This window comes from Streptomyces sp. MB09-01, from assembly GCF_033794505.1.
GTDB lineage: Bacteria > Actinomycetota > Actinomycetes > Streptomycetales > Streptomycetaceae > Streptomyces.
Window position 1 is genome coordinate 21,587 of sequence record NZ_JARAYQ010000005.1, and the last position, 15,888, is coordinate 37,474.

A 15,888-nucleotide genomic window follows, 5' to 3' on the forward strand; every position below is an offset into this window, starting at 1 on the left:
CGGGCGGTCCGGGTGGAACGGGTCAGCCCTGGCGGGCCAGGTCCGCGGCTCCGACGAGGCCGGCCTTGCCGCCGAGCTGTGCGGCGAGCACCTGCGCGTGCGGTCGCCAGGCGCCGCCGACCAGCCAGCGCTTGAAGGACTTGCGGATCGGGTCGAGGACGAGGTCGCCCTCGTCGGAGACCCCGCCGCCGACGATGAACGCGGACGGGTCGAACAGCGAGGCCAGGTCGGCCAGGCCGGCGCCGGCCCAGCGGGCCAGCTCGCGGAAGGCGTCGATGGCCACCAGGTCGCCCTGCCGGGCGGCCTCGCTGATGTGCTTGCCCTCGATGCCCTCGGGGGTGCCGTCGCCGAGCGAGAGGAGGACCGTCGCGTTCTCGGGGGTGGCGTTGGCGCGCTGCTTCGCGTACCGGACGAGCGCGCGCCCGGAGGCGTACTGCTCCCAGCAGCCCTGGCTGCCGCAGCCGCACAGCAGGCCGTCCGGGACGACCCGGATGTGCCCGAACTCGGCGGCGACGCCGAAGCGTCCGCGGCGCAGCTTGTTGCCGATGATGATGCCGCCGCCCAGGCCGGTGCCGAGCGTGATGCAGATGACGTCCTCGTGGCCTTGGCCGGCACCGAAGCGGTATTCGCCCCAGGCGGCGCAGTTCGCGTCGTTCTCGACGACGACGGGCAGGCCGATGCGCTGCTCGACCTTGTCCTTGAGCGGCTCGTGGCGCCAATTGATGTTCGGCGCGAACAGTACGGTCGCGCGCTTGTCGTCCACGTAGCCGGCGGCGCCGATGCCGACGGCGTCGATGGTGTGACTGCTGCTGACCTCGGAGACGGCGGCGCAGATGGCCTCCGTCACTCCGTCCGCGGTCGGCGGGGTGGGCACCTTGTACGTCTCAAGGATCGTGCCCTCTTCGTCGACCACGCCGGCCGCGATCTTCGTGCCGCCGATGTCGACGCCGATGGTGAGTCCCATTAGTCCCTCGGTTTCCGGTCAAACCCCGCCACGGCCAACGGTACCCGAGGGCGGCGGGCCCTCAGTCGAGATCGATCCTCTCGGCCGGGCCCGCGTCGGGGCCGTCGTCGTGGGGGTCGTGCTCCCGGCGGGGCGCGGGAGGGGTGTCCTGGGTCCAGCGGCGCTCGTGGCCCTCGACGGCGGAGCGGTAGGCGGCGAGGAGCTCGGAGCCGGCGGCCGCGAGGTGGTCGAAGACCTGGGGGTTGCGCTCGATGACGGGCTTGGCGGCGGTTTTGGCCTGGTCGACGATCTGCCGGACCGCGCCCTGGGCGGCCGCGCCGATCAGCGGGTTGTTCAGCCCGGAGACCTTGTCGGCGACGGCTTCGAAGAGCTTGAACAGCTCCTCCGCGGCGGTTCCGGTGCCGGCCGAGCCGGCCCGGTCCTGTCCGCGCAGGCGCTCCTTCTCGGCGGCGAGGTCCTCGGCGCAGGCCTTGGCCCAGGCGTCGTCGTCGGTGGGGCGGTCGGTGGCCTCGCTCATGGCGGACTCTCCTGCGGCGGCTGCTGGGCGTGCGTACGGGCTACCTTCGACGGTACCCGAACGGGGGTAAGCCGTTCACTGCGTGCGGGGCCACAGTCCCCGGTCCGGGGTGAAGCGGATGCGGAGCTCGCCCGCGGTCAGGGCGGCGCCGGAGACGGTGCAGCGGCGCAGCGCCGCGGGCAGCGGAGCGATCCTGCGGTACGGGCCCGCCGTGAGCAGCAGCTCGTCGCCGCGACGTACGAGGTCGAGGTCGCTCTTGTGGGCGCCGGGCAGCGGTACCACCCAGACGAGCACCCCGTCCGCGGCGAGCCGGTCCTCGACGGCCCAGGGCCTGCGGGGCGCGGGCGCCGCGGGGAGGAGCCCGTCCGAGGCGGCGAGCAGGTCGAGGTCCTGCGGGCCGCGCGCGTCGCGGCCGAGGTGGGCGAGCGTGACGACGGGCACGTCCGCGGCCCATTCGGCGGCGTACTTCTCCTGCTGGGCGGCGAGCCCGGCGAGCCAGGGGTCGGCAGAGCCCTGCGGCACCATCCGGTTGGCGACGAGGCCGGAGACGGGCAGCTGCTGGAGGGCGAGCCCGAGCCGTCCGAGCCGCAGCGCGTCGGCGGCGGCCGGTCCCGGCTCGGCGACCAGGCGCAGCTCGGTGGTGTCGGCCTCGACGACGGCCTGGACGGCGGCGAGCTCCTCGTCCCAGCGGGCGGCGGCCTCGTAGAGCCACTGCGCGGGCATGGGCACGCCGGCGAGCTGGGCCAGTACGGGCCGCAGGGCGCGGGCGGCCTGCTTCTCGGCGGGGAGCAGGCGGGCGAGGTAGCGGCGCAGCTGGGCGGGCAGGGCCAGGGTGCAGAGGGTCTGGTGGAGCGGGGGCATGTCGACGACGACGAGGTCGGTGCCGGGTGCGGCGGCGGCCCGCCGCAGGGCGCGCAGCAGGGCGAACTGCTCGGCGCCGGGCAGCTCGGTGAGCTCCTCGGCGCCGAGCGGACGGGCCCCGACCATGGCGAGGAGCGCGGATCCGCGCTCCTGCAGGGCGACGAGCTCCTCGCGGAACTCCTCGCCGGAGTCGACCCGGGCCACCCGCAGCCCGGGTACGGCCTCTTCCCCGGCCAGGGCGGCGAGCGGGTCGCCGACGTCGCCGGACAGCAGCAGCACCCGCCTCCCGTGGCGGGCCGCGGCGAGGGCGGTGGCCGCGGCCACGGTGGTCCGCCCGGCCCCGCCGGGGCCGGTGATCAGCAAGGTGTGCATGTGCGGGTGCCTACAGGTGCCGGGGGCTTACGGGTGCCGGTGCCGGCGGATGCCGGGTGCCTACGGGTGCTCAGACGGACTCGACGCGCTTCTTCAGGCCCGCCAGCGCCCGGTCGATGATGACCTTCTCCGCCTTGCGCTTGATCATGCCGAGCATGGGGATCTTGACGTCCACGGTCAGCTGGTAGGTGACCTCGGTACGCTTGCCGCCCTCCACCGGGGCCAGCCGGTACGAGCCGTCCAGCTGGCGCAGCATCTGGGACTTGTCCAGGGTCCAGCTGACCTCGTCCGTGCCCTTCCAGGTGTAGGCGAGGGTGTGGTCGTCCTTGATCGCGCCGGCGTCGAGCAGCAGGCGGACCTTCTCGGCGCGCCCCTCGGCGTCGGTGGCCAGCACCTCGGCCTCCTTCACCTCGCCGGTCCATTCGGGGTAGCGGGCGAAGTCGGCGATCACGGCCATCACGTCGCTGGGCGCAGCCTCGATCGTGATGCTTGAGCTGGTGTGTTCCGCCATCGCGGTCGCTCCTCCGTGGAGTGTTTCGAGGATGTGTGCGGCCTCCGGCCGCCGCGTGAAGGCTACCGCGCGTGCGGACTCCGCCACTCCAGGGCCTCCCGCGGTCCCGCGGGGGCCGTCGCGAACCGGCCGCCGCTCACCATTCCAGCACCCACGGGCGGCCGGTCGCCGCGAAGTGGCCGACGTTCACGCACTCCGTGGCCCCGATCCGCATCCGCTGCGCCAGCGGCTGGTGCACGTGCCCGAAGAGCGCGTACCGGGGCCGGGTGCGGCGGATGGCGGCCAGCAGGGCCTCGCTGCCGCGTTCGAACCGGCGCGCGACCGTGTCGTAGCAGAGCTCGGGCACCTCCGGCGGGATGTGCGAGCAGAGTACGTCCACCTCGCCGAGCGCCTCCACCTTGGCCGCGTACTCCTCGACGCCCACCTCGTACGGGGTCCGCATCGGCGAGGGCAGCCCGCCGCCGACGAAGCCGAAGACCCGGCCGCCGATCTCCACCCGCTGCCCGTCGAGCACGGTGAGGCCGTGGCGGTCGGCGTATTCCGGCCACAGACCTGGGATGTCGACATTGCCGTAGGTGGCGTACGTCGGGTTCGGGAAGGCGGCGAACATCTCGGCGTACTGGCGGCGCACCGCGCCCTCGATCAGCCGTTCCCGGTCCAGCCCGGCCCAGAGCCGGCGCCCGAAGGTGTGGGCCTCCTCGAAGCGGCGGGCGGTGCGCAGCTCGACGATCCGGTCGGCGTTCTCGACGCCGAACAGGTCGGGGAAGATCCCGCGCGAGTGGTCGGCGTAGTCGAGGAAGAGGACGAGGTCACCGAGGCAGATCAGGGCGTCGGCCCCTTCTCCCGCACGGGCGAGGGCCTCGGTGTTGCCGTGCACGTCGCTCACGACGTGGACCCGCGTGCGGCCCGGTGCGGCCGTCCGGCCCGATCCGCCCGGTCGGCTCGATCCGCTCGTGCCGCCCTGCCCGCTCCGCATGCTGCCACCCATGCGGACAACCCTAGGGGGGCCCGGCAGTTGCGGGGTAGAGGGGGTGGGAGGGGCGGGCGGACCTGCGGTTACTTCCGAGTCGCAAGAGGGGTCGACTACTGTCGGCACGTGAGGGCCAGGCGGTGCAAGTACAGAATGTGACGCACGGAACATCTGGCCGGTTCCCTCTATCGGGAACCCACTACCGGTGGGTAACGTCCGGTCGGTCCACATGGTGGCGATGGCGCCCAGAGGAGCAGCAGTCTTGCGCGAGTTCAGCCTTCCGGCCCTGTACGAGGTCCCGTCGGACGGGAACCTGACGGATCTCATCCGCCGCAACGCCGCTCAGCATCCAGACACCGCCGTCATGAGCCGCAAGGTCGACGGCCGGTGGCAGGACGTGACCGCGACCGAGTTCCTCGCCGAGGTCCGCGCCGCGGCCAAGGGCCTCATCGCGGCCGGCATCCGGCCCGGCGACCGGGTCGCCCTCATCTCCCGCACCCGCTACGAGTGGGTGCTGTTCGACTTCGCGATCTGGAGCGCGGGCGGCGTCACCGTCCCCGTGTACGAGACCAGCTCCCCCGAGCAGGTCCAGTGGATCCTCGGCGACTCCGGCGCCGTGGCGGTCATCGTGGAGAGCCCGGCGCACAGCGCGTCCGTGGCCTCGCTGCGCGACCGGCTGCCGGAGCTGCGCGAGGTCTGGGAGATCGAGCAGGGCGCGCTGGAGACGCTGAAGGCCGCCGGCGCGGAGATCTCCGACGCCGAGGTCGAGGAGCGCAGCAGCCTCGCCAACGCCGACGACCCGGCCACCATCGTCTACACCTCGGGCACCACCGGCCGCCCCAAGGGCTGCGTGCTGACCCACCGCAACTTCTTCGCCGAGTGCGGCAACGTGGTGGAGCGCCTCAGCCCGCTCTTCCGCACCGGCGAGTGCTCCGTCCTGCTCTTCCTCCCGGCCGCGCACGTCTTCGGGCGCCTGGTGGAGGTGGCGGCCGTACTGGCGCCGATCCGCCTGGGCTGCGTACCGGACATCAAGAACCTGACCGACGAGCTGCAGTCCTTCCGGCCCACGCTGATCCTCGGCGTGCCGCGCGTCTTCGAGAAGGTCTACAACTCGGCGCGCGCCAAGGCGCAGGCCGACGGCAAGGGGAAGATCTTCGACGCCGCCGCCGAGACGGCGATCGCCTACAGCCGGGCGCTCGACGCCCCGGGCGGTCCGTCCTTCGGCCTGAAGCTCAAGCACAAGATCTTCTCCAAGCTGGTCTACAGCAAGCTGCACACGGTGCTCGGCGGACGCGGCGAGTACGCGATCTCCGGCGGCGCCCCGCTGGGCGAGCGGCTCGGCCACTTCTTCCGCGGCATCGGCTTCACCGTGCTGGAGGGCTACGGCCTGACGGAGTCCTGCGCGGCCACGGCCTTCAACCCGTGGGACAAGACGAAGATCGGTACGGTCGGGCAGCCGCTGCCGGGCTCCGTGGTGCGCATCGCGGACGACGGCGAGGTGCTGCTGCACGGCGAGCACATCTTCAACGGGTACTGGCAGAACGAGACGGCGACCGCCGAGGCGCTGACCGACGGCTGGTTCCACACCGGCGACGTCGGCACCCTCGACGAGGACGGCTACCTCGCGATCACCGGGCGCAAGAAGGAACTCATCGTCACCGCGGGCGGCAAGAACGTCGCGCCCGCCGTGATCGAGGACCGGATCCGGGCGCACGCGCTGGTCGCGGAGTGCATGGTCGTCGGCGACGCGAGGCCGTTCGTGGCGGCCCTCGTCACCATCGACGAGGAGTTCCTGGGCCGCTGGGCGGCCGAGAACGGCAAGCCGGCCGGGGTGACCGCGGCCGAGCTGCGTGAGGACGCGGACCTCGTCGCCGCCGTCCAGAAGGCCGTGGACGACGGCAACGCGGCGGTGTCCAAGGCGGAATCGGTGCGGAAATTCCGCATTCTGCCCTCCCAGTTCACGGAGGAGTCGGGTCACATCACGCCGTCGCTGAAGCTGAAGCGCAACGTGGTGGCGAAGGACTTCGCGGACGAGATCGAGGCGCTCTACCGGGGCTAGTCCCGGCCGTCGTCACCTGGGGTCCTCGGCGAGAATCCGGGCCATGTTCCGCTCCGCGAGGGCGGTGATGGTCACGAACGGGTTCACGCCGAGCGACCCGGGGATCAGGGAGCCGTCCACGACGTACAGCCCCTGGTAGCCCTTCGCCCGCCCGTACGCGTCGGTGGCGTCGCCGAGTACGCAGCCGCCGAGGGGGTGGTAGGTGAAGTTGTCGGCGAACGCCTTGTTGTCGCCGAAGAGGTCGTACCGGTAGATCGTGAAGTTCCGCCGGTTGATGCGGTCGAAGAGGTTCTTCGCCGCGTCGACCGAGGGCGTGTTCTGGTCCCTGCGCCAGTTGAGGCGGGCCGAGTCGGTGGCGGCGTCGTAGGTGAAGTGCCCGCGCTCCGGATTCTTCGTGATGGCCAGGTACATCGAGATCCAGTGCTCCAGCCCCATGGGGAGCGGGGCTATCTCGGCGAAGACCGGGTTGGCCGCGTTGTCCCAGTCGTCGATGCCCATGGCGGGCACGGTGGCCTGGTTGGCGCCGACCGTGTCCCAGAGGTGGTTGGCGCGGGCGGTCATGACGTTGCCGTTGGGGCCCCAGCCGCGCCCGACCTTGCCGTCGAGGGCGGGCAGCGTCCCGGTCTCGCGGGCCCGCAGCAGGATCTCGGTGGTGCCGAGACTGCCCGCCCCGAGGAAGAGCTGCCTGCAGCCGAGCTCGCGGACCTGGGTGACCCGCCCGGTCACGTCGCTGGTCTGCACCGTCAGCACGTACCCCCCGGCGGGGTCCTGCCGTACGCCGACCACGCGCTGCATGGTCTCGATGGTGACGTTGCCGGTGCCCAGGGCGGCGGCGAGGTAGGTCTTGTCGACGCTCTTCTTCCCGTGGTTGTTGCCGTAGATGACCTCGCCGGCGAGCGCGGACTTGGTGGCGGTGCCGGCCGCCTCGCGCTTCATGTACCCGAAGTCGTAGACGTTGGGGACGAAGACGGTCTTCAGGCCGGTGTTGTGGGCGTGCTTGCGGGAGATCCGGGCGAAGCGGTACCACTCCGTGGACTCGAACCAGGCCGGGTCGATGTCGTTGACGCCGAGCATGGCGCGGGCGCGGGGGTAGTACGTGCCGTACATCTCGTCGGCGTCGACCTGGGGCAGCACCTCGGAGAAGTACGAGCGGCGGGGCGTGGGCGCCATGCCGCCGTTGACCAGCGAGCCTCCGCCGACGCCGCGGCCCACGTACACGGACATGTCGCCGAAGTTCACCCGGTCCAGCACCCCCGGGTAAGGGCTGATGTTGCGGTTGACCACGTCGAGCCAGAGGAACTGGGCGAGCGGTGCCTCGGTGCGGGTGCGGAACCACATGGAGCGGTGGTCGGGCGCGGAGGTGGAGGGGAAGACCTTGCCGTCGGGCCCGGCGGTGTCCCAGAGCCGGCCCATTTCGAGGACGACGGTCCGCACGCCCGCCTGTCCGAGCCGCAGCGCGGCGACGGCGGAGCCGTAACCGGAGCCGACGACCACGGCGGGCGCGTACGGGGCTGCGGCCGGCTCGACAGCGGCGGCGGAGGCCAGGCCGATCCGGGTGAACCCGAGGGCGGAGGCGGTCGAGAGTGCGCCGAGCCCCAGGAGGTGACGGCGCGTCAGATTGGGTGTCATGGCCGCATCATGGGCGGAATCCAGCCGTCCGGCCAGACGCCGTCTTGACAGGCATCTGAGAGACAGTCGGTCGTGGCTGCGCAGGTCGTCGGCTGCGGCTCGGCTCCCGGGGGCGCCCCCCGGCCCCCCGCTCCTCAAACGCCGGGGGGCGGAAATTGTCAGCCGGCGCCGGCAAGATCCAGCCGCGCCGGCGTTGAGGCGCGGGGTCCGGGACGGACCCCCGGCAGCGGCGGGCGCGGCCCCACGGCTACAGCAGCTCGCGCAGGCGTTCCGCCAGGAGGTCCCAGCGCCACTTCTCCTCGACCCACTCACGGCCCCGCTCGCCCATCCGGCGGCGCAGTTCCGGATCCTTCAGCAAGGTGACGATCCGGTCCGCCGCGTCGTCGGGGGCGCCGCCCCGGACGACCCAGCCCGTCTCGCCGTCCAGCACCGCGTCCGGCGCCCCGCCGGAGTCGCCCGCGATCACCGGCAGGCCCGTGGCGGAAGCCTCCAGGTAGACGATGCCGAGCCCCTCCACGTCCAGCCCGCCCCGCCGGGTCCGGCACGGCATCGCGAAGACGTCGCCCGCGCCGTAGTGGGCGGGCAGTTCGGACCACGGGACCGCCCCCGTGAAGACCACCGAGTCCGCGACGCCGGTCGAGACGGCCAGCGCCCGCAGGTCCGCCTCGTACGGCCCGCCGCCCACGATCAGCAGCACCGCGTCCGGCACCGCCGCCATGATCCGCGGCATCGCCTCGATCAGCGTGTCCTGCCCCTTGCGGGGAACGAGGCGCGAGACGCAGACGACCACCGGCCGGTCGGTCAGCCCGAGCCGTGCCCGGACCTCCGCCCCGCCCGACTCCGGGTGGAAGGTCTTCTCGTCCACCCCCGGCGGGAGTTGCACCATCCGGGCCGCCGCCCGGTCCGTCACGGCGGAGGCGATCCTCGAGCGCGTGTACTCCCCCAGGTAGGTCAGCGTGTCCGTGCCCTCGCCGATCCGCCGCAGCAGCTGCCGCGCCGCCGGCAGCTGGGCCCAGCCCGCCTCGTGCCCGTGCGTGGTCGCCACGATCCGCCGCGCGCCCGCGCGCCGCAGCGCCGGACCCATCAGCCCGAGGGGGGCCGCCGCCCCGAACCACACCGACTCGCATCCGTGTTCGCGCAGCAGGCCCACCGCCCGCCGCGTCACGCGCGGGGTCGGCAGCAGCATCGTCGTACGGTCGCGGACCACCTGGAACGGCTGCTCCGCGTCGAAGGCCGCGGTGGCCTCGCGGCCCTCCGCACCGTGCTTCCACGTGGAGGCGTAGACGACGATCCGGTCGGGTTCCAGCCTCAGTGCCATGTTGTGCAGGAAGGCCTGGATGCCGCCCGGTCGCGGCGGGAAGTCGTTGGTCACGATCAGCGTCTTGTGCATCGCTGCCAACGTACCGGACGCCCTCAGCGGAACTCCTTCCGCAGGGCCTCCTGCCACTCCTCCGTCAGCCCCGCCGGGTCCCTGCCCAGCGCCTCCCGCACCGCCGTCGGCCACGGCTCGCGCCCCGCCTTCTCGTACAGCCCCACCAGCGCCGCCTCGCCCCACCGGTCCGCGATCAGCCGGCAGGCCAGCCACGCCCCCTCGTACGCCCCGGCCAGCGCCTCCGGGTCGCCGCCGAAGGCGAACTCCTCCGCCCGCGGCAGCCCGGCCGGCACCTCGCCGCGCCGCACCGCCCGGGCCAGGGCCGGGGCGCCCTGCTCCGGCGTGGTGGAGGTGCCGCGGTACGCCGCCCAGTCCGCGAAGCCCTCGGAGAGCCACAGCGGGGTCGTGGCGGAGGTCGCCGCCCGGGTGGCCACGTGGGTGACCTCGTGGGTCAGGATGACCCGCCGGCCCGCCCCGCCCAGCTCCGCGTATCCCTCCGGGTTGATCACCACCCGGTCAGCTGGAGCCGGTCCGGCGCCCACCCGGCCGGTGGTGACGGCGCCCATGCCCCGGTACTCGTCGGCGGGCCGCCCCAGCAGCTGCGCCATCCGCTCCAGGGATCCGGGGACCAGGACGACCACCCGCCCCGCCCAGGGCCCGGGCCAGGCCGCGCTCGCCGCGGGAACCGCCCGGTCGGCCTCGGCGGCGATCCCGGCCAGCACCTCGCGGGACTGCCCGGCGCCGCCCAGGACCAGGGAGTGCGCACCGCGGACCACGGACACCGGGCCCTGGTCCCACAGCTGCGGCGGCGCGCCCGGCGCGGGCCGGTCGGCGCGCACCAGCCAGGGCCCGCCGCCCGCCGCGCGTACGAGTTCCAGCTCGCGCGCCGAGCCGCCCGGGGCCGTGTCGTAGCCGGCCAGCCGGTAGCGCAGCTCGGCGCGTACGAGGGCGCGTGCGCCGTCCCGCCGCACCGAGGCGACCTCGTACGTCCAGCCCTCGAGGGGGATCCCGGAGAGCGCTCCGGGCGGCACCCGCGACCAGTCGGCCACGGCCCGGCGGACGTCGCGCCCCGTGGTGTCGGCGGGCCGCGCCGCGCAGCCGGCGAGCAGCACGCACAGCAGGAGCGGCAGTACGCGGACGAGACGGCGACCGGGGAGCATCCGCCGATCGTACGCACGGTCCGGACGAGGGGTCCCGGACCGGGGCCGGGGGCTGGGCTGCGCGGGAGGCGGTCAGGGGCGGGTCACCGACGAGACGGGCATCATCCCGACGGGGTCGTAGCGCACCCGGGCCCCCGGGTACGGCGCGTGCACCACCTGGCCGTTGCCGACATACATGCCGACGTGGCTGGCGTCCGAGCGGTACGTCACCAGGTCGCCCGGGCGGGCCTGCGACAGCGGCACCTGCCGGCCGGCGTGCCGCTGGGCCTGGGAGGTGCGCGGCAGCGAGACCCCCGCCTGCCGGTACGACCAGACCATCAGCCCGGAGCAGTCGAAGCCGGAGGGGCCGGTGGAGCCCCATACGTAGGGGCGGCCGACCGCCGACCGGGCCGCCATCACGGCGGCCGCGGCGCGGCCCGAGGACGGGCCGGAGGCGGACATCTCGGGCAGCTCGTCGCCGCGGCCGCCGGAGCGCGAGGAGCGCTCGAAGTCGGCCCGCTCCTCGGAGGGCATGGTGTTGAGCAGCCGCCGGGCGGCGGCGAGCTTCGCGGTGACGGAGCGCTTGTGCCGGGCCACGTCGGAGCGCAGGGCGTCGAGTTCGGCGAGTTTGCGGGAGGCCTCCCGGCGCTCCTGGCCGAGCTGGCGCTGCTCCTCGCGCAGTTCGTCGAGCTGCCGGGCCTGACGGCCGGACAGCCGGTCGAGGGCGGCGGCCTGCTCCAGGTACGCGTCGGGGTCCTCGGCCAGCATCAGGCCGACGGCCGGGTCGATGCCGCCGCTGCGGTACTGGGCCCCGGCGAAGGTGCCGAGGACGCCCCGCATGGTGTTGATGCGCTCCTGTCCGCGGGCCACCGCCTCCTGGGCCCGGTTGACCTCGGCGCGCAGCCGGTCGGCCTTCTCGCCCGCCTCGTTGAAGCGCTCGGTGGCCTGCTCGGCCTCTTCGAAGAGCCGGTCGACCTGGGCGCTGACGCCCGTCCTCGCCGCGCCGCCGGGCTCGTACGGGAGGCCGGGGGCGGCGCTCGCGGGCGCCCCCGCCAAGGCGGCCGCTGCCGTGGCCGCGGCGGCGGTGAGGACGGTGACCTTCGTGTTCCGGTCGAGGCTGCCGAGCCCGCTCCGGCGATGGGACGCCACGTGAAACCGCTCCCTTCCGCTGTGTGTGGCCCGGGTCCGCCCCCCGTGGACGGCCTTGTGCCGGGTTCCGCGCTGGCAGACAGTAGCCGGGCGGTCACATGCCGACCAACGGCCGTCGGAGCCCGCACACGGCGACGCCCCGCAGGAGACGCAGGTCACCGGCGGGGCGTGGGGTCGGAACGGGGCCGCGGAATTCGCCCGGATGGGCGGTGTGCGGCGGGTCAGCCGATGCGGACGCCGAACTGGAACGGCATGTTGTCCATGGACTCGTACTTGATGCCGCCGCGCGGGTTCGAGGCGTGCAGCGTCATGTTGTTGCCGGCGTACAGGCCGACGTGGTGCAGGTCCCCGTAGAAGAAGACCAGGTCACCGGGCTGGAGCTGGCTGCGGCCGATGCGGGTGCCGTCGTTGGCCTGGGTGTAGGTGACGCGGCTGATGTTGACGCCGGCCTGCTTGTACGCCCACTGGGTCAGCCCGGAGCAGTCGAAGGCGTTGGGGCCCTCTTCGCCGGATATGTACGCACTGCCCAGCTTGGTCTTGGCGGCGGCGAGGGCGGCGCCGGCACGGCCCGAGGCCTTGACGTCGCCGAGGTCGACCCGCTGGCCGTCGGCGCGGCTGGCGCGCGACTCCTCGTCCTTGAGCGCCGCGCGCTCCTGCGCGGTCAGCGTGTTGAGCAGGGCCTGGGCCTCGGCGAGCTTGTCCTGCGAGACCTTCTTCTTCTCGCCGAGCTCCTTGCGGGTGGCGTCGAGGTCGGCCAGCTTGCCGGCGGCCTCCTGGCGCTGCTGCGCGAGGGTGCGCTGCTTGGCCTGGATGCGCTGGACCGACTCGACCTGCTTGCCGCTCAAGTGCTCGAGCGAGGAGGCCTTGTCGAGGTAGCTGTCGGGGTCCTGGGAGAGGAGGAGAGCGAGGGAGGGGTCGATGCCGCCGTTGCGGTACTGGGCGCTGGCCATCGAACCGAGCGCGCTGCGCAGGTCGTTGAGCTCGCCCTGCCCGCGCGCGACCTGGTCCTGGATCTGCCCGATCTCCTTTTCGAGCTTCTCCTGGCGCTCCTTGGCCCCGTTGAACTTCTCAGTGGCCTGCTCCGCCTCTTCGTAGAGGGCGTCGACCTGGGTCTTGACCTCGTCCTTGCTCGGCTTCGCCGGCGCGGCGGAGGCGCTCTGGGAGGTGAGGGCCACCACGGCGGCGGCGGTGGCGCCGAGCACGGTCACACGAGTGCGGTTCGGCTGCTTGGGTCGACGGTGGGACGCCACGGAGGCGAGCTCCTTCTTCCTAGAGCCGCCGAAGAACGCAACTCGGCAGCACCTCCGCCGCCACTCCGAATGAGTGATCTACCGCACGAAGGTTTGAACGCACCCTAGTGACCTTGCTGTGATCCATTCAAATCCCGCCGGGTAAAAACCCGATCCCCGACCAGGTTCTTTACCTACAGCGCACGCTCCGTGCCGGGCACTTGACGGTACGTTCGCTGTGGCGCCGGTCAATTCCGGCATTCGGGCGGGGAGTTACGAAACGCGCGAAAGCCGCTTCAGGAGCAAAGCGGACGTCACGGGCCGCGCACCGGCCTTGGCCACCCCGTCGGCGACCTCCCGGTCCGTGGAGACCACGACCACCGGCCGGCCGGGCGGTTCGGCGCGCACCAGCTGGCGGATCAGCTCGTCCGCCGTCACCCCCGCCTTGGAGAACAGCACCCGCACCCCGCGCGGCGGGGCGAGCAGTACCGGGGCCGCCAGCTCCGCCCCGTCGAAGACACAGGTCATCTCCGCGCCCGTCTGCGCGGCCAGCATCGACAGCCCGCCCAGCAGCCGCAGCCGCTGCTTCTCCAGCGGCATCGTCGGGTAGCCGGTCTTGGTCACGTTGTAGCCGTCGACCACCAGATGGGCCTGGGGCAGCGCCAACAGCTGGTCCAGCAGGGCCGGATCGGTCTCCGACAGGGCGCGCGCCGCAATGTCCTTCGGCGTCATCCGGCCCGGCTCCACCGCGTCCACGGTGTCGGCCGGGCGCGTGTTCACCGGCGGCAGCGCCAGCTCGCGGCGCAGCCCCTGGGCCGCGTCCAGCACGGTGTCCAGCAGCAGCCGCAGCCGCATGTCCTCGATGCTGCGACCCTCGCGGGTGGCCCGGCGGGAGGTCTCCAGCGCCGCCTCCACCTCCGCGAGGCGGGACTTGAGCCGCCGGCTCTCGCTCTCGGCGGCGGCCACCCGGGTGGCCGCGTCGCCGCGGATCCCGTCGACCTCGGCGGTCAGCTTGCGCAGGGCCGCCTCACCGCGCTTGACGTCGCTGAGGGCGCTGCGCAGCTTGCGCTGAAGCGATTCCGCTTCCTTGCGGGCCGCGTCCAGCTCCACGCGCACGTGCTCGCCGCCCGTGCGCTGCAGCTCCCGGGCGTGGGCCAGCTCCTCGCGCAGCCGCTCCAGCTCGCGCCGGGTCTCCTCGCCGACCCGCTCGGCGTCGGCACGCTGCGCCTCCTCGCCCGCGGCGGCCACCAGCTTGACCCAGCCGGCCGGCCTCAGGACGAACGCGGCGGCCGCCACGTCCAGCGGATCCGCGGCCGCGGGCGGCGCACCCGACTCCAGCGCGGCGGCCAGCTCGGCCTGCCCCTCCCGCAGCTTCTCGGCGACCCGGCTGCGGAACACCGCGTCGGTCTCGACCGCCGTGGCCATGGCGTTGCCCGCGAACTTGGCGCGCCGGGTCGGGGTGAAACGGGCGTACTGGCGCAACTGCGCCGGCAGGTCCGCGACCGTCAGTGCGCCGAAGGCGTCCGAGACGAGCGCGACGACCCGCCGCCGCACGCCTTCCGGCAGTGGGCGGTCGAGCGCCTCGGCGGCGTCGCCGGCCGCGTCGGCCGGCTCAGCGCCGCTTGCTGGCTCCACAATCCGTCACCCCTACCGTGATCTACGTGTGGGCACGCCTCCCTCAGGAGTCCGCACCCGGCCTGTCCACGAGCTCGATCTGGTCCACCGCGTTGCACCAGCGGCAGCGGACCGACTCGATGGTCTCATTGACCACCTCGCGCTCCTCGACCTTGGGCTCCCCGGCGAGGTCCAGGTGGACGTACTCGACGACCTTCGACGAACGGGTGACGTCGAAGCGCGTGAGGTTGCCGCACAGGGTGCAGCGCCACCGGGTGCTGTCGGTCGGCAGGGGAACCGTCATCAGGTCGCTCTCTCCTTCGTAGCTGATTCAATTAAAGCCGTCCGCGCCGCCGTCCGCGCAGCTCTCCGCGCCTGTCGGCGTCGGTCCGGGCCGGACTTCCTCGGACGGCGGACCGCAGCTCGTAACCCTACGGCCTGCCACCGCCTCAGGTGGGTCCCGTTGCGTCATGCTCTGTCACATGATCGTAAGGTGGCGGGCCGTACGCGAGGCTGCCCGGGGACCGGTGGTCACCCATGCGCTGATCGCGGGCTGCGGTGTGGTGTTCGTACTGGGCCCTGCCTCGGGGCTCAACCCGGTCTACGGGACGGGCGACGAGCTGCTGGCCGCCGGGACGGAGTACTTCCGGCGCTGGGGCGTGGTCCCGGACGAGCTCTTCACGGGCACCCCGCGCGCCTGGCTGACCCCGCTGACGGCCCTGTTCGTCCACGGCAGCTGGCTGCACCTGCTCGGGAACATGCTCTTCCTCTACGTCTTCGGGGCGATGGCGGAGGAACGGATGGGCCGCCCGGCGTTCCTCGTCTTCTACATCTGCACGGGGTACGTGGCCCTGGCGGCGTACGCGGCGGCCAACGCGGGGTCCCCGCAGACCCTGGTGGGGGCGTCCGGCGCGATCTCGGCGGTCCTGGGCGCGTTCCTCTACCTGCTCCCGCGCGCGAGGGTGACGAGCCTGTTCCCCTTCCTGTTCTTCCTGCCGCTGCGCTTCCCGGCGTGGCTCGTGCTGCTGTTCTGGTTCGCCCTCCAATGGGTGGCCGCGCACCGGGCGGAAAGCGGCCCGGGGGTCGCCTACCTGGCCCATCTGGTGGGCTTCTCGGTCGGCTTCCTCTACGCGTGGGCCCGCTATCGGGGTACGACTAGAGTGAGGCGACCAGCGACGGCCACCGAGGGAGACAGCCAGCCGTGATCACCGCGATCGTGCTCATCAAGACCAGCGTGGACCGCATCCCCGAGATCGCCGAATCCATCGCCGCGCTGGACAGCGTCAGCGAGGTCTACTCCGTCACGGGGACGTACGACCTGATCGCGCTGGTCCGCGTGGCCCGCCACGAGAACCTGGCCGACATCATCCCCGGCCGCATCAGCAAGATCCCGGGCGTCGAGGCGACGGACACCCACGTGGCCTTCCGCACCTACTCCCAGCACGACCTGGAAGCGGCGTTCGCGATCGGCCTGGACGCGTAGCGCTGTGCCGTACGGGTAC

15 protein-coding genes are annotated in these 15,888 nt (G+C 73.1%); 3 read left to right on the forward strand and 12 right to left on the reverse strand.

Features of this window, described 5'->3' with window-relative positions; all coding sequences use genetic code 11:
• Positions 1-22 precede the first annotated feature (22 nt).
• The 5 genes from PV721_RS02065 to PV721_RS02085 form a co-directional block, all read right to left on the reverse strand.
• The gene (locus tag PV721_RS02065) at positions 23-964 is read right to left on the reverse strand and encodes an ROK family glucokinase (RefSeq protein ID WP_319721014.1); all 942 of its coding nucleotides are present in this window, start codon (positions 962-964) and stop codon (positions 23-25) included.
• 61 nt (positions 965-1,025) lie between these two features.
• On the reverse strand, positions 1,026-1,481 hold the full coding sequence (locus tag PV721_RS02070; RefSeq protein ID WP_319721015.1) for a DUF5304 domain-containing protein: 456 nt from the start codon (positions 1,479-1,481) through the stop codon (positions 1,026-1,028).
• A gap of 75 nt (positions 1,482-1,556) precedes the next feature.
• A complete protein-coding gene (locus PV721_RS02075) occupies positions 1,557-2,714 on the reverse strand; it encodes an ArsA family ATPase (RefSeq protein ID WP_319721016.1) in 1,158 nt (385 codons plus the stop codon).
• Positions 2,715-2,784: 70 nt separating this feature from the next.
• Positions 2,785-3,225 carry an SRPBCC family protein gene (locus PV721_RS02080; RefSeq protein WP_319721017.1) on the reverse strand — a complete coding sequence of 147 codons (441 nt, stop codon included), beginning with the start codon at positions 3,223-3,225 and terminating at the stop codon, positions 2,785-2,787.
• 136 nt (positions 3,226-3,361) lie between these two features.
• Complete coding sequence (locus tag PV721_RS02085) at positions 3,362-4,201, reverse strand: metallophosphoesterase family protein (protein WP_416371009.1); 840 nt, start codon at positions 4,199-4,201, stop codon at positions 3,362-3,364.
• Positions 4,202-4,457: 256 nt separating this feature from the next.
• Between PV721_RS02085 and PV721_RS02090 the strand changes: the two genes are divergently transcribed.
• Positions 4,458-6,254 carry an AMP-dependent synthetase/ligase gene (locus PV721_RS02090; RefSeq protein ID WP_319721019.1) on the forward strand — a complete coding sequence of 599 codons (1,797 nt, stop codon included), beginning with the start codon at positions 4,458-4,460 and terminating at the stop codon, positions 6,252-6,254.
• Positions 6,255-6,266: 12 nt separating this feature from the next.
• Here PV721_RS02090 and PV721_RS02095 read toward each other — a convergent pair whose 3' ends face one another.
• From PV721_RS02095 to PV721_RS02125, 7 genes are all read right to left on the reverse strand, one after another.
• Positions 6,267-7,883, reverse strand: a complete 1,617-nt coding sequence (locus PV721_RS02095; protein WP_319721020.1) for a GMC oxidoreductase — start codon at positions 7,881-7,883, stop codon at positions 6,267-6,269.
• A 247-nt stretch (positions 7,884-8,130) separates the two neighbouring features.
• On the reverse strand, positions 8,131-9,273 hold the full coding sequence (locus tag PV721_RS02100) for a glycosyltransferase family 4 protein (protein ID WP_319721021.1): 1,143 nt from the start codon (positions 9,271-9,273) through the stop codon (positions 8,131-8,133).
• 23 nt (positions 9,274-9,296) lie between these two features.
• Positions 9,297-10,415 carry a hypothetical protein gene (locus tag PV721_RS02105; protein WP_319721022.1) on the reverse strand — a complete coding sequence of 373 codons (1,119 nt, stop codon included), beginning with the start codon at positions 10,413-10,415 and terminating at the stop codon, positions 9,297-9,299.
• A 72-nt stretch (positions 10,416-10,487) separates the two neighbouring features.
• The gene (locus PV721_RS02110) at positions 10,488-11,543 is read right to left on the reverse strand and encodes an NlpC/P60 family protein (protein WP_319721023.1); all 1,056 of its coding nucleotides are present in this window, start codon (positions 11,541-11,543) and stop codon (positions 10,488-10,490) included.
• 221 nt (positions 11,544-11,764) lie between these two features.
• A complete protein-coding gene (locus PV721_RS02115; protein ID WP_319721024.1) occupies positions 11,765-12,793 on the reverse strand; it encodes a C40 family peptidase in 1,029 nt (342 codons plus the stop codon).
• A 252-nt stretch (positions 12,794-13,045) separates the two neighbouring features.
• On the reverse strand, positions 13,046-14,410 hold the full coding sequence (locus tag PV721_RS02120) for an NYN domain-containing protein (RefSeq protein ID WP_319721065.1): 1,365 nt from the start codon (positions 14,408-14,410) through the stop codon (positions 13,046-13,048).
• A gap of 40 nt (positions 14,411-14,450) precedes the next feature.
• Positions 14,451-14,690 carry a hypothetical protein gene (locus tag PV721_RS02125; protein ID WP_073914485.1) on the reverse strand — a complete coding sequence of 80 codons (240 nt, stop codon included), beginning with the start codon at positions 14,688-14,690 and terminating at the stop codon, positions 14,451-14,453.
• A gap of 178 nt (positions 14,691-14,868) precedes the next feature.
• Between PV721_RS02125 and PV721_RS02130 the strand changes: the two genes are divergently transcribed.
• Positions 14,869-15,591 (forward strand): rhomboid family intramembrane serine protease, encoded by a 723-nt coding sequence (locus tag PV721_RS02130; RefSeq protein ID WP_416371006.1) that lies wholly within the window; start codon positions 14,869-14,871, stop codon positions 15,589-15,591.
• Positions 15,588-15,869: an Lrp/AsnC family transcriptional regulator gene (locus PV721_RS02135; RefSeq protein WP_008738815.1), complete on the forward strand. Its 282-nt coding sequence runs from the start codon at positions 15,588-15,590 to the stop codon at positions 15,867-15,869. Before PV721_RS02130 ends, PV721_RS02135 begins: the two co-directional genes overlap by 4 nt.
• The last annotated feature ends 19 nt before the right edge of the window (positions 15,870-15,888 follow it).

Coding starts and splice junctions, on each gene's coding strand:
- PV721_RS02105 (WP_319721022.1), bottom strand. CDS start 10,415: ATGCTCCCCGGTCGCCGTCTCGTCCGCGTACTGCCGCTCCTGCTGTGC.
- PV721_RS02100 (WP_319721021.1), bottom strand. CDS start 9,273: ATGCACAAGACGCTGATCGTGACCAACGACTTCCCGCCGCGACCGGGC.
- PV721_RS02095 (WP_319721020.1), bottom strand. CDS start 7,883: ATGACACCCAATCTGACGCGCCGTCACCTCCTGGGGCTCGGCGCACTC.
- PV721_RS02070 (WP_319721015.1), bottom strand. CDS start 1,481: ATGAGCGAGGCCACCGACCGCCCCACCGACGACGACGCCTGGGCCAAG.
- PV721_RS02130 (WP_416371006.1), top strand. CDS start 14,869: ATGATCGTAAGGTGGCGGGCCGTACGCGAGGCTGCCCGGGGACCGGTG.
- PV721_RS02080 (WP_319721017.1), bottom strand. CDS start 3,225: ATGGCGGAACACACCAGCTCAAGCATCACGATCGAGGCTGCGCCCAGC.
- PV721_RS02065 (WP_319721014.1), bottom strand. CDS start 964: ATGGGACTCACCATCGGCGTCGACATCGGCGGCACGAAGATCGCGGCC.
- PV721_RS02125 (WP_073914485.1), bottom strand. CDS start 14,690: ATGACGGTTCCCCTGCCGACCGACAGCACCCGGTGGCGCTGCACCCTG.
- PV721_RS02085 (WP_416371009.1), bottom strand. CDS start 4,201: ATGCGGAGCGGGCAGGGCGGCACGAGCGGATCGAGCCGACCGGGCGGA.
- PV721_RS02075 (WP_319721016.1), bottom strand. CDS start 2,714: ATGCACACCTTGCTGATCACCGGCCCCGGCGGGGCCGGGCGGACCACC.